The sequence below is a fragment of the Streptosporangium sp. G12 genome (assembly GCF_052983175.1).
Window position 1 is genome coordinate 96,487 of record NZ_JBRIQO010000001.1, and the last position, 12,257, is coordinate 108,743.

Sequence of the window (12,257 nt, forward strand, 5' to 3'; positions counted from 1 at the left end):
CATGCCCGGTTCGGGTGCATCAGGAGTCCCCGGGATCAAGGGATCGGCCTGGAGTCTTCTCGCCCTGGGAGGCTCGGCGCCCTCACACGGTCTTCCATCGAGGGCTCCGCAGGCGCGGGGGCGGCGACCTCGAATGCCGGGCTTAATCCACGTTCGCAGGAAAAACCCATAAGCCCCAAAACAACTAAGAGTCACCGCGCATCTCCCCATCCCAATCGCCGCGCGTGAGTAACTGTGGCCGGAATCTGCCACTCCACCTGCGTCCGAGGTCTTGCGCCCCTCCCGTCATCAATGGTTAGGTCGCTTACATGACGGGCGTGCCAACGTATTCGGCGAGTGAAATTCACCTCGAATTAATCGCTGTTCGTCGACGACGGATCTCCTCCAGATCCTGATCGTCGGGCGGCATCGCCGCCGGACCGATCCGGGCCGATCGAACAGGACGTGAGCAGGGGCGGCGACGCCCTTCGCGCCATCCCCCACCATCACCGATCAACATTCCCTCCCAAAGTTGGACCGTTCCAAGGCGTCGAAACGGCCCGGCGGCGCGAATTCCGCCTCGCGCCCCGGATACCGGAGATCTCTTTCTCGATCGACGCACCACCACAGATCACGTATTTATTCACGAGAACCTCCATGTGATCGCCCGGGAGTTCAATTCACCATCTCCGAACTCCCGTCCAGGCGCGACCATATGGCGTTCTCGACGCCGGATCGTTTGGAGCCTCCTCCGTGACGAGTTCGCTTTCCGATGTCCAGAGTTCCTTTCCAGAGCCGACGACTCCAGAGCCAGCGACCGGCGAAGGCTCCCGGTCTCCCACGCCGGCCCTCACCGCGGCCTTCGACCCCGGACGTTTCCACGACGGCGCCGTGGACATCGTCAGCCGCCTGACGACGTATCTGGGCGACCGGTCGGTCCGGGGGCTCGACCTCCTCGACCCCGCGGTGCTGCTGAAGGCCGCGCGGGGGCTGATGACCCCGGAACGGCAGCGCGTCGCCGACTTCGACGCCGACCGGGTCAACCAGATCGTCGACCTGTACACCGGGACCGGCATCCCGGTCTACTCGCCCGGTTACATGGGACGGCAGTTCTCCGGCGTGGTGCCGCTGGCCAGCCTCATGGACCTGGTCGGCTCGGTGGTCAACCAGCCCTCCTCCTTCTACGAGGCCGGGCAGCTCCCCAGCGTCGCCGAGCGGCTCATGGCCGAGGAGCTCAACCGGTTCATCGGCTGGAGCCGCGACCGGTTCGCCATGGTGACGACCTCGGGGGGCTCCCTGGCCAACCTGACCGCGCTGCTGGCCGCCCGCAACCGCGCCTTCCCGCAGATCTGGACGCGCGGCGCCGGCGACATGCAGGGGCCCCCGGCCATCGCGGTCAGCGAGGAGGCCCACTACAGCGTGACCCGGGCGGCCGGGGTGCTCGGCATCGGCGAGCGGCAGATCGTCCGGCTCCCGGTCGACCGGGCCGGGCGGATCCGCCCCGATCTGGCCGGCCCGGCACTGACCGAGGCATACCGGCGCGGCCTGCGGCCGTTCTGCCTGGTGGCCTCGGCCGGGACCACGTCGATGGGCGCCTTCGACCCGCTGGAGGAGCTCGCGGCCGTGGCACGCCGGCATGGGCTCTGGCTCCACGTGGACGGGGCGCACGGGGCCAGCCTGCTGCTGTCGGACCGGCACCGGGACAGGCTGCGCGGCATCGAGCAGGCCGACTCGCTGACCTGGGACGCCCACAAGATGCTGTTCATGCCGGCGCCGTGCACGCTGCTCTTCTACCGCGACGGCACGTCGGCGCGCGGCGCGTTCCGGCAGCGCGCCAGCTACGTCTTCGACGAGGAACCGGACGTCTACAGCGCCTACGACAGCGCGGACAAGAACTTCGAGTGCACGAAACGCCCGATGATCATGCCGCTCTGGACGGTCTGGTCGGTCTACGGCCCGGCGCTGTTCGCGCAGCGGATCGACCGGCTGTGCGCGATGACCCGGCAGGCGTACCGGATGCTCGCCGCCGAGCCGGACTTCGCCGTGGCGCACGAGCCGGAGTCCAACATCCTGTGCTTCCGGTACCGGCCGGACGGCCTGGAACCGGCGACCGTGCACCGGCTGCAGCTGGAGATCCGCAACCGGATCCGGGACGGCGGGCGCTTCTTCATCTCCAAGGTCGACATCGACGGGGTGGCGGCGCTGCGCGTGGTGGTGATGAACCACCTGATCGACGCCGACCACCTGGCGATGCTCATCGCCGAGATCAGGGACATCGGGCAACGGGTGCTGCGCGCGAGCGCCACGACCCGGCACGACCAGCGAAACGGGAGTCACTCATGACCATGACGGATCTGGACATCGCCACCTCGGCGGAGCTGGCGGCACGGCTGATCCCCGAGGAGGAGCTGCGGCCCCGCTCGGTGGACGACGTCACCCGGCTGCCGTCGTTCGCGGGGAAGCTGGAGGAGTGCGGGCGGCTCGCCGGAGTCCCGTACTGCGAGTCCCCGCTCGACCTCCAGAACGCGCTGGTGTTCCGCCGGCTCCAGCAGCTCGTCGGCATCGCGCTGCTCAACCCGCTGTGGCGCGAGCGGCTGCACTACTTCGGGGTCCGCGACGCGCCCGCCGACATGTCCGAGTGGGAGCGGATCCCCCTCTCGGACAAGACCGTGCAGCGGGACATGTTCATGGGCGCGCGGGCCGGGATGGTCGTGCCGCTCGACCACGGCGGGTTCGAGGTGGTGGCCAGCGGCGGCACCGGTGACGGCATGCCCCTGGAGATCGTGTACTCCCTGCGGGAGTTGCGCGACACCTACCGCATCGCCGGGGCGTTCATGGGCGCCTACCAGCTCGGCCGCTACCTGCGCGGTCCCGCGCCGCGCTGGCTGTTCACCACCCTGGCCGACTACCAGATGTGGAGCAGCGGGACCATGGTCGGCGGCGTCCTGTCCCACGTCCCGGAGGTCAACTACATCGGCGCGGGGCCGGTGAGCGCGCCGGTGCTGGAGCACATGTTCTCCTACCCGGGCCACAAGGCGCTGATGGGCATCACCGCCGGCATCGCGCTCCTGCCCGAGCTGGGCGCGGGCCTGCCCCCGCACGCCAGGGCGAGCTTCCGGGTCGCCATGTACGGCAGCGGCTCCCTGCCGCAGCGCAAGCGCGACGAGCTGCATGCGTTCTTCCCCAACGTGTCGATCCTCAGCTACTTCGCCGCCACCCAGGCCGAGTGCGTCGGGCTCCAGCTCGACCATGCCTCGCCGGCGCTCTCGGCCGTGCCGGGGCTGCACCTGGTGGAGATCGTGGACGAGCACGGCCGAGCCGTCGCCGAGGGCGAGGAGGGCGAGCTGGTCGTCACCCGGCTGCACGCCGACGAGACGCCGCTGCTCCGGCTCAAGCTCGGCGACCGGATGATCCGCCGCCCCGCCCTGAACGGGCCGGGGCTGCGCACCGAGCGATTCGAGTTCGCCGGGCGCACCGCCGACGTGCTGCACCTCAACGACAGCCAGTACTCGGCGACGCTGGCCTACGCGGCCCTGCGCGGGCGGCTGCGCTCGACGACCGGCGTCGACCTGGACCTGGTCGCGCACGAGGTCCAGTTCCACAACCACCGTGAGGACCGGACCCTCACCCTGCTGGCGGCGGTGGACGACGCCGAGGGCATGACCGCGGCCGTCGAGCACGCGCTCGGCCCGAGCGGGACGCGGCAGCTGTTCACCCAGGCGCTGCCGAGCTCCCTGTCGCTCTTCAACGACCGGGAGGCCAACGCGGCGGCCATCGAGCAGACCGGATACGGGTTCCGGCTGGTGTTCGTGCCCCCCTCCTCACCGCAGATCGAACGGACCACCGTCGGCAAGACGCCGCTGGTCAGGGACCGGGGCTGAGCACGTGGCGGCCCGTACGTCCACATGACATCCGACAAGGGAGGATCGATGAAACAGAGAATCAGCATCGTCGTGATGGTCGACGCCGTCGGGGCGTTGTCCGACCGGACGCTGCACAACGGCAATCTCTCGCTGGTCGACGACAGCTCGGCGGGGAGCAAACACCAGGGGACCCCCGAGCTCATCACGGCGGTGGCCCCGGGACAGGTCGTCCAGTGGACACCCATCCACGTGGACGTGCAGACCCCGGTCGAGATCCAGGCCATCGAGTTCCTGTCCGGCACGGCCGTCCCGTCCCCGGCCGGCCAGGCCGCGTCGCCGCACCCGGCGGCGCCCTCCGGCGTCGCGGCACCCGGTGCCGTGCCCGGGGCGAGGGTCGACGCCACGGGTTCCAACGGATACGAGAACCACGACCTGCTGGTGTGGGAGGGCGTCGTGCCCTATGACATGACGCCCGGCGTCCCGTACCGGTACCGGCTCTCCCTCAGGCTCCACGAAGGCCCCAACAGCGTGCTGCACATCGACTCGCCCGCGCTGCTGCGCGTGTGAGCCACGTTCTGCGAAAGGCGGTTTCATGGCCCAGCAACACGGGATCATCGTGCTCTTCGACGTCGAGAACGCGCTCCGGACGCGGTCGCTCGACGGCAACACGTACTGGTTCGACAACATGAAGTTGTTCGGCTCGGCCGGGGTGGGCACCGAGCAGCTGGTGACGATCGTGCCCGGCACCCACTTCCTCGACGGATCGCAGGCGACCGAGCAGGTGCTGAACTGGCTGCCCGCGGCGCTGGGGTCGATCCCCCCGACGGTGCCGCGCAACTACCTGGCCGAGCAGGAACGCGCCGACGACCGGCGCACGCTGAACGAGCTGGCCTCGCTCAACACCGAGGACGGCGTGAGCGACACCGATCTCAAGCGGCTGCAGCGGCGGGTCGGCAAGCGCGCCGGCAAGCAGGGCGGCGGGCGCGGCCTCACCGCGGCCAAGCTGCTGGACGTCACCGGCAAGACCACGAGCAGCTCCGCCGCGTACAACTACCCGGCTCCGGTGATCACCGACATCACCGGCGAGGCCGTCACGGAGAAGATCATGTATCCGGCCCAGTACGGGTCGCCCGACATGATCTACGACGGCTGGTACTGGGCCGCGACCGTGGACACGAGCCGGCCCGGGGTCTACCCGTACACGGTGCACGTCCAGCTGCACGAGCTGGTCGAGCAGAACGACGAGATGGTCTGGCAGTCCGTGGACATGACCTGCACGTCCAGCCTCAAGATCATCAACGACCCGAAGCGAAACGGGTTCACCGGTGCCGGAGTGGGCGTGCTCCCCCTCCCGGCCGTCCCGGCCGTCCGTTGACCCGATCCGGAGCGTTTTCGAGCGGAGGAGCCACATGCCCCCGAGGAACAAGCAGCCAGAACGCCGGCCCGCCCGGCCCGTGACGATCACCGCGGTGGTCGACCCCGTGGCCGCGCTGGCGTCGGAGAGCCTGGACGACAACCTCTATTTCTACGACACCAACAAGGCCGCGGGGTCCACCGGTTTCGGCACCCCCGCGCTGCACAGCCGGGTACGCAAGGGCGACACCCTGCTGTGGAACGTGATCCCGCTGGAGTGCGAGACCTACGTGTCCCTCAGCGACATCGAGATCGACCCGCGGATCGCCGAGCCCACGCAGAAGGTGTATCCCGGCACCGACATCGTGTTCTGGACCGCCGAGGTCAAGCAGGACCTCACCGAACCGGTCCCGTACCGGCTCTCGTTCCTGCTCGGCACCGTCAGCACGCCGTTCACCCCCACCGCCCGGCCGGCCCTGGCCGGTCCCGTCAACGAGGGAAAGGAAGGCCGATGACCCAGGCGTACGCGGCCACGGACTTCGCCGATCGCGGCCAGCTCAACTCCGTCCAGCTGAACGTGGTGACCCTCGTCGACATGGAGCGGGCCGCCGCGACGAAGTCCCTCGAAGGCTGCCTCTACATGATGGACAACAGCGTCGGCGGGATCGGGCAGGGCAGCGACCATCTGGAGACCATCTGCAAGCAGGGCCAGGTGATCAACTGGATCATCCGCCCGATCGACATGCACCGCGGCGCGGACGGCACCTGGCCCCCGATGCCGAAGATCAACAACATCGTCTTCCTCGACATCGAGAAGGGCGACGAGGACGACGTCGCCGAACGCCGGATCATGACCGAGCTCAAGGTCTACGGCGCCCCCGACCGGATGCGCGACCAGTACACCGCCGTCTACTACTACTGGGCCGGGGCGGTGATGAGCGAGGCCCGGCCGGGGCTCTACCGCTACCGGTTCGTCCTGGAGCTGGAGAAGGAACACGGCACCGACAAGCTGTACCTGAACTCGGTCCGCTACCCCTCCCTGCGGGTACTGCCCGTCTGACGGCATCCGGGGCCGCCGGCGCGGTGTGGTGAAGGTGGAGGTCATGGTGGCCGCCGGGCGGCGGCCGTGACCGGCCGATGACGTTCGTCCCGCGCCCAGGGGAGCGGGACGACCGTCATCGGTACGGGCCGAGCCGAGATCAACGCCGGACAGGCCCCGGAACGGTCCGTCCCCATCGACCGCGCCCCGCCGGGGCTTCCGTACCCGAACCCCTCACCGGGCCGATGACCCCGCGGCCAGGTGGCGCCGTGGCCTGGAGTAACGTCTCGAATACGGTACGTCGGAGCGCCGGGTGAGCCGTGATCGGCGATCGGCCGGGGCTTTGGAGCGAGGCAGTGAGGAGGCACGGCGATGGCCGACGACGATCCCGTCCTCGTCACCGGCGCCGGCGGGGCCATCGGGGGCGTCGGCCGCACCGTGGTCGGGCTGCTGCGCGGACACGGCCTGCCCGTTCGGGCGATGGCGCACCGCGACGACGAGCGCGCGGACGCGCTGCGCGCCCTCGGGGCCCAGGTGGTGATCGGCGACCTCACCCGGCCCGGCGACGTGGCCGACGCCCTCGACGGTTGTTCCCGGATGTTCTTCGGCATGAGCGTGTCACCGTCGTACCTGGAGGCCACCGCCACCGTCGCGACGGTCGCCCGCGCGGTGGGCGCCCTGGAGGCCCTGGTCGGCATCTCGCAGATGACCGTGTCCCAGATGAACGCGCTGAGCACCGAGGAGTCCCACCAGCAGCGGCTGCACTGGCTGTCGGAGCAGGTGCTCGACTGGTCCGGGCTTCCGGTCGTGCACGTCCGGCCCACCTCCTTCCTGGAGAACCCGATGTTCACGACGCTGGCCGCGCGCTCCATCGCCGTCAGCGGGACCATCCGGCTTCCCTTCGGCACCGGCCGCACGTCACCGGTCGCGGCCGGCGACGTCGCGGCCGTCGTCGCCACGATCCTGGAGGACCCGCGACCGCACATCGGGAACGTCTACGAGCTGACCGGACCCCGGTCCCAGGAGATGACCGGTGTCGCCGAGGAGTACTCCCGGGCGCTGGGGAGGAAGATCACCTACGTGGACGTCCCGCTCGACACCTGGGTCGAGGAGGTCCTCTCCCCCGCCGGGCTCCCCGCGCACACCGAGGAGCACGTCATCACCATGGCGCGCCTGCACCGCCTGAACCGTTACGACCGGGCGACCAGGGACGTCGAGGCGGTCACGGGAAGGCCCGCGACGACGGTGGAGGAGTTCGTCGCGGAACGGGCCGCCGACTTCACCCGGTGAACGCCCGTGCCGCCCGGTCCGGCCGGCCGGCTACGGGCCGCCCGCGGACCGGGGCGCGACCAGGCCCGACTCGTAGGCGAGGACGACGAGCTGGGCACGGTCGCGGGCAGCGGTTTTGATCATGGCGCGGCTGACGTGGGTCTTGGCGGTGAACGGGCTGATCACCATGTGCGCGGCGATCTCGTCGTTGCTGAGGCCCCGGGCGACCAGTGCCACGACCTCCCGCTCGCGCCTGGTGAGGATCTTCAGCGCGTCGTCCGTGTCCACGTCGGGGGGCCGGGAGACGTACTGGTCGATCAGCCTGCGGGTGATGGCGGGCGAGAGCAGGGCGTCTCCCCGCGCGGCCACCCGGACACCGTGCAGCAGGTCCTCGGGTTCGGTGTCCTTGACCAGGAATCCGGCCGCGCCCGCGCGCAGGGCGTCGAAGACGTACTCGTCGAGCCCGTAGTTGGTCAGGATCACGACGTGCACATCGGCCAGGCCCGGGTGGGCGGCGATCCGCCGGGTCGCCTCGATACCGTCGAGCACGGGCATCTGGATGTCGAGGAGCACGACGTCGGGGACGTGCCGGACGGCCAGCTCGACGCCCCGCAGCCCGTCGGCCGCCTCCGCCACCACCTCGATGTCGTCCTCGGCGTCGAGCAGGGCGCGAAATCCCGCGCGGATGAGCGCCTGGTCGTCGACGAGCAGCATGCGGATCACGGGGCGCCCTCCGGCGGGAGCCCGGCGCGGGCGCGCGTCACGCGGGACCGTCCACGGGGAGCTCGGCGCGGACCCGGAAACCGCCCTCGGAGCGGGGGCCGGCGCGCAGCCGCCCGCCGAGCGCGGTGACCCTCTCGCGCATGCCGCTCAGCCCGACCCCGGGCACCGGGTCGGCACCGGGCGCCGCCCTGCCGTCGTCGTCGACCTGCACGGTCAGCTCCTTCGTGCCGTAGGTGATGCGCACCGACGCCACCGCGGGACCGGCGTGCCTGGCGGCGTTGGTGAGCGCCTCCTGGACGATCCGGTACGCGGTGCGGTCGACGTCCGCCGAGAGCGCCCGCCGCTCCCCCTCCACGACCACGGTCGCGGGCAGGCCCGTCGCCCGCGACCGCTCGACCAGCTCGGCGAGGCGGTCGAGCCCGCTGCCGGGCGGCCCGTCGTCACGCAGCACCTCCAGGGTGGCGCGCAGTTCCCGCATGGCCTCCCCGCTGGCCTCCTGGATGGCGAGCAGCGGTCCGGGCACCTCCTCACCCCGCTTGCGGGCGAGGTGGACCGCGACCCCGGCCTGCACCTTGATCACGGAGATGCTGTGGGTGAGCGAGTCGTGCAGTTCCCTGGCGATCCGCAACCGCTCCTCGTCCGCGCGGCGGCGGGCCGTCTCCTCGCGGGTGCGTTCCGCCTCGGCGGCGCGGTCCTCCGCCCGTCTCAGGTCGTCCCCGCGGTGGCGGGAGACCACGCCCATGACGCCCGCGGCGACGAACCAGCCGACCAGCAGGCCGGTGGAGTTCTGCGAGACCCCTCCGGACCCGGACGACAGGCCGAGCGCCAGGTCGCCGCCCAGGAACACGGCGCCCGCGGCCACGGCGGCGGCGCGGCGACCGGCCAGGACCGCGGTGTAGACGGCCACCAGCACCGGGAAGGCCGCAGGGGGGCCGGTGCCGGCCCGCACGGAGTAGGCCGTCATGCACACCGCGGCGACCAGCGCGACCACGGCCGGGAAGCGGCGCCGGACCGCGAGCGACAGGGCGCCGGCGAGCAGCAGCGCGTACTCGGCCGGCCCGTGCGGGGCGCCCTGCGCGGGCCCGGCGAGCGTGCCCGCCACCAGCAGCAGGGCGATCCCCCCGGCGAGCACCGCGTCCGGCACCTGCCCGCGACCGCCCCGCCCGCGCACCCGATCGCGCCATCCGTACGCGCACTCCCGCCACCCGCGCACGTGACGGCGCCATCCGCGTATGCGACTCATGTTCGAACAATAGACCGGGCGCCGCGTTCGCCGCCTCCTCCACGGAGAGGGGACCGGGGCTACTCCCGGTGGAGTAGCCCCGGGGCCGCTACACCCCCGGTGCCGGGCCCGGGAGCATCCGCCGGTGCGACGCCCGGCGACGGGCGGATCGGCGACCATCGGCTCACCGGACCGGTCGGCGGCATTCCGACCACCCACCACGATGGGAACGACGGCAGATGGCGAACACCTTCCGATACGTGACTCCCGTCACGCCCGAGGCCGCGACCGGCCGGATCGCCGATGTCTACGGCCAGGCGACCACCGACTTCGGCCTCGCGGGGATGCCCGTCCTCATGACGCTCTCCCCCGCGCCCGACCTGCTCGCCGCCACCTGGGCGCTGCTGCGCGAGTCGCTCGTGGCCGGGCCCGCCTCCAGGACGGGCAGGGAGGTGGTCGCGCTCGGCGTGTCCGTGGCCAACCGGTGCCCGTACTGCGTGGCCGCGCACACCACCCTCCTGCACGCCACCGGCGACCACGAACTGGCCGAGGTCATCGCGCGCGGCGGCACGCCCGCCGACCCCGGGCACGCCGCGCTCCTCGGCTGGGCCACGGCCACCCGCGCGGTGGGCACGGCGCGGCCGCCGGTGGCGCCGTTCCCCGGGGAGCACACCGCCGAGTACGTCGGCACCGCCCTGACCTTCCACTTCATCAACCGCATCGCCTCGGCCCTGCTGACCGACAGCATGCTGCCCGGCAGGCTGCAGGACTCCCGGCTGGTCCGCAGCCTGGGTGGCAGGGTGCTGGCCCGTACCGTACGCAGGCGGCGGCCGGCCGGTGAGAGCCTTCCCCTGCTGGTGGGGCCGGCCACGACCCCGGAGCCCGCCTGGGCGGCGGGCACGCCGGTGGGCACCGCCTTCGCCGCGCTGCGGGAGGCGGCGGGCGCGGGCCGGGCGCTGCTCGGCGAGCGGGCCCGCGCGGCCGTGCTGGAGACCGTCGGCGGGTGGGACGGCGAGCATCCCGCGATGGACGGCGGGTGGCTGGACGGGCCGCCGGCGGACCTGCCCGTCGCCGACCGGCCGGGGGTGCGGCTCGCCCTGCTCGCCGCGCTGGCGCCGTACCGCGTCACCGACGCCGACGTCGCGGCCTGGCGTGCCGGTCATCCGGACGACGCCGACCTGGTACGGCTGCTCGCGTACGGCGCGATCACCGCTGTCGAAGGCGTCGAGGCGTCGATCCGCCGGGATCTGCCGGCACCGTCCGGAGCAGGATCGCGGCCGACGCCGCCGCCGTCACCATGAGGGCGGCGCACAGGAGCGCGGCGACCTGCATCCCGCCGGTGAAGGCGGTGCGGGCGACGTCGAGCAGCTCCGCCGCGGCCTGTTCCGGCAGCCGGGCGGCCACCCCTGCCGCCCCGCCCAGTCCCTCCCCGGCCGCCCCCGAGTCGTCGGGGAGCAGGTCCTCGGGGGCCATGGCGGCGAACCGGTCTCGATAGACGGCCAGGCCCACGCTGCCCAGTATCGCGACGCCGAGCGCCCCGCCGAGCTCGGTGGCGGCCTCCAGGACCGCCGAGGCCGAGCCCGCGCGCTCCGGCGGGGCGGCGTCGACGATCATCCCGGAGGCCAGGGCCTGCACCGCGCCGATCCCCGCTCCCGGCAGGAGCAGTCCGGTGACGAGCAGCCACCGGCCGGAGTCCGCGTCGAGCGTGCTCACCACCAGGAATCCCGCGGCGGCGAGCGCCATGCCCGCTCCCAGGATGTGCCCGGGGCGGACCCGGCGCGAGATCCCCGCGGCCACGAGCGAGCCGACGAGTGCCATGCCGGCCGCGGGCAGCGTCAGCAGCCCGGCCACCAGCGGCCCCAGCCCGAGCACCAGCTGCAGGTACTGCGCGACGAAGTAGAACAGGCCCACCAGCGCGAAGACGGCGAGCGTGCTCGTGACCAGCGGCAGGGTGAAGTCCCGGTCGGCGAACAGGCGCGTGTCGAGCATGGGGTCGGCCAGGCCGCGCTGCCTGCGCAGGAACGCGGCGCCGAGCGCCAGCCCCGCGGCGACCGCGAGCACCGCCACCGGAGCCGGGCCGCCGGTGGCGAGCTGCTTGATCCCGTACACGACCGGCAGCACCGCCGCCAGCGACAGCGCGGCACCGGGCAGGTCGAACCCTCCCGAGGCCGGGGCTCGGTGCTCGGGCAGCAGGAAGGGGCCCAGGACCAGCAACAGGACCATGACCGGAACGCTGATCAGGAAGACCGACCCCCACCAGAAGCGCTCCAGCAGCCACCCGCCCGCGATCGGCCCGAGCACGCTTCCCCCGGCGAAGCTCGCGGCCCACAGCGCGACGGCCGTCCGGCGCTGCCGCGGGTCGCGGAACATGTCGCGGATCAGCGCCAGGGTCGGCGGCATCAGGCTCGCCGCCGCGGCCCCCTGCAGGGCGCGGGCCGCGATGAGCAGCTCGGCGCTGGGAGCGTACGCGGCGGCGACGGACGTGACGCCGAAGACGGCCGCGCCGACCAGCAGCAGCCTGCGGCGGCCGATCCTGTCGCCCAGGGCGCCCATCGCGACCAGCAGACCCGCCAGCAGGAACGCGTAGACGTCGACGATCCACAGCAGCTGGGATCCGGTGGGCGCGAGGTCCGCGCTCAGGAAGGGCAGCGCGAAGTACAGCACCGTCACCGTCACCGAGACGAGCAGCACGGGCAGCACCAGCACCGCGAGCCCGAGCCACTCCCTTCCCCCCGCCGCACCTTTCACCATGAATCCCGACCTCCCGCGAGTACAGCGTACGCACCTGGACGCATACATCGTACGCACA

At 72.1% G+C, this 12,257-nt stretch carries 11 protein-coding genes; 8 read left to right on the forward strand and 3 right to left on the reverse strand.

Annotated elements, in window-relative coordinates; translation table 11 throughout:
• Window positions 1-870: 870 nt before the first annotated feature.
• From ACVCAG_RS00415 to ACVCAG_RS00445, 7 genes are all read left to right on the forward strand, one after another.
• Window positions 871-2,322 (forward strand): pyridoxal-dependent decarboxylase, encoded by a 1,452-nt coding sequence (locus tag ACVCAG_RS00415; protein ID WP_440086391.1) that lies wholly within the window; start codon window positions 871-873, stop codon window positions 2,320-2,322.
• Window positions 2,319-3,860 (forward strand): hypothetical protein, encoded by a 1,542-nt coding sequence (locus ACVCAG_RS00420; protein WP_440086390.1) that lies wholly within the window; start codon window positions 2,319-2,321, stop codon window positions 3,858-3,860. Before ACVCAG_RS00415 ends, ACVCAG_RS00420 begins: the two co-directional genes overlap by 4 nt.
• 48 nt (window positions 3,861-3,908) lie before the next feature.
• Window positions 3,909-4,409 (forward strand): hypothetical protein, encoded by a 501-nt coding sequence (locus ACVCAG_RS00425; RefSeq protein ID WP_440086389.1) that lies wholly within the window; start codon window positions 3,909-3,911, stop codon window positions 4,407-4,409.
• A gap of 25 nt (window positions 4,410-4,434) precedes the next feature.
• On the forward strand, window positions 4,435-5,217 hold the full coding sequence (locus tag ACVCAG_RS00430) for a hypothetical protein (protein WP_440086388.1): 783 nt from the start codon (window positions 4,435-4,437) through the stop codon (window positions 5,215-5,217).
• 34 nt (window positions 5,218-5,251) lie between these two features.
• A complete protein-coding gene (locus ACVCAG_RS00435) occupies window positions 5,252-5,710 on the forward strand; it encodes a hypothetical protein (RefSeq protein ID WP_440086387.1) in 459 nt (152 codons plus the stop codon).
• The gene (locus ACVCAG_RS00440) at window positions 5,707-6,255 is read left to right on the forward strand and encodes a hypothetical protein (protein WP_440086386.1); all 549 of its coding nucleotides are present in this window, start codon (window positions 5,707-5,709) and stop codon (window positions 6,253-6,255) included. The genes ACVCAG_RS00435 and ACVCAG_RS00440 overlap by 4 nt, the downstream gene beginning before the upstream one ends.
• A 351-nt stretch (window positions 6,256-6,606) precedes the next feature.
• Complete coding sequence (locus ACVCAG_RS00445; RefSeq protein ID WP_440086385.1) at window positions 6,607-7,524, forward strand: NAD(P)H-binding protein; 918 nt, start codon at window positions 6,607-6,609, stop codon at window positions 7,522-7,524.
• Window positions 7,525-7,554: 30 nt separating this feature from the next.
• On the opposite strand, the gene ACVCAG_RS00450 is transcribed toward ACVCAG_RS00445, so the two are convergent.
• Together ACVCAG_RS00450 and ACVCAG_RS00455 are read right to left on the reverse strand one after the other, a co-directional pair.
• Window positions 7,555-8,226, reverse strand: coding sequence for a response regulator (locus tag ACVCAG_RS00450; RefSeq protein ID WP_447189276.1), 672 nt, complete (start codon window positions 8,224-8,226; stop codon window positions 7,555-7,557).
• Between the two features lie 37 nt (window positions 8,227-8,263).
• The gene (locus tag ACVCAG_RS00455; protein WP_447189277.1) at window positions 8,264-9,469 is read right to left on the reverse strand and encodes a sensor histidine kinase; all 1,206 of its coding nucleotides are present in this window, start codon (window positions 9,467-9,469) and stop codon (window positions 8,264-8,266) included.
• A 239-nt stretch (window positions 9,470-9,708) separates the two neighbouring features.
• Here ACVCAG_RS00455 and ACVCAG_RS00460 point away from each other — a divergent pair, with 239 nt between their 5' ends.
• Window positions 9,709-10,749 carry a carboxymuconolactone decarboxylase family protein gene (locus ACVCAG_RS00460; RefSeq protein ID WP_447189278.1) on the forward strand — a complete coding sequence of 347 codons (1,041 nt, stop codon included), beginning with the start codon at window positions 9,709-9,711 and terminating at the stop codon, window positions 10,747-10,749.
• Here ACVCAG_RS00460 and ACVCAG_RS00465 read toward each other — a convergent pair.
• Window positions 10,655-12,199 carry an MFS transporter gene (locus ACVCAG_RS00465; protein ID WP_440086381.1) on the reverse strand — a complete coding sequence of 515 codons (1,545 nt, stop codon included), beginning with the start codon at window positions 12,197-12,199 and terminating at the stop codon, window positions 10,655-10,657. The genes ACVCAG_RS00460 and ACVCAG_RS00465 overlap by 95 nt on opposite strands.
• Between the last annotated feature and the right edge of the window lie 58 nt (window positions 12,200-12,257).

Bases quoted from the DNA above. Each gene is read 5' to 3' on its own strand.
- ACVCAG_RS00465 (WP_440086381.1), bottom strand. From the start codon at position 12,199: ATGGTGAAAGGTGCGGCGGGGGGAAGGGAGTGGCTCGGGCTCGCGGTG.
- ACVCAG_RS00455 (WP_447189277.1), bottom strand. From the start codon at position 9,469: ATGAGTCGCATACGCGGATGGCGCCGTCACGTGCGCGGGTGGCGGGAG.
- ACVCAG_RS00425 (WP_440086389.1), top strand. From the start codon at position 3,909: ATGAAACAGAGAATCAGCATCGTCGTGATGGTCGACGCCGTCGGGGCG.
- ACVCAG_RS00445 (WP_440086385.1), top strand. From the start codon at position 6,607: ATGGCCGACGACGATCCCGTCCTCGTCACCGGCGCCGGCGGGGCCATC.
- ACVCAG_RS00435 (WP_440086387.1), top strand. From the start codon at position 5,252: ATGCCCCCGAGGAACAAGCAGCCAGAACGCCGGCCCGCCCGGCCCGTG.
- ACVCAG_RS00430 (WP_440086388.1), top strand. From the start codon at position 4,435: ATGGCCCAGCAACACGGGATCATCGTGCTCTTCGACGTCGAGAACGCG.
- ACVCAG_RS00420 (WP_440086390.1), top strand. From the start codon at position 2,319: ATGACCATGACGGATCTGGACATCGCCACCTCGGCGGAGCTGGCGGCA.
- ACVCAG_RS00440 (WP_440086386.1), top strand. From the start codon at position 5,707: ATGACCCAGGCGTACGCGGCCACGGACTTCGCCGATCGCGGCCAGCTC.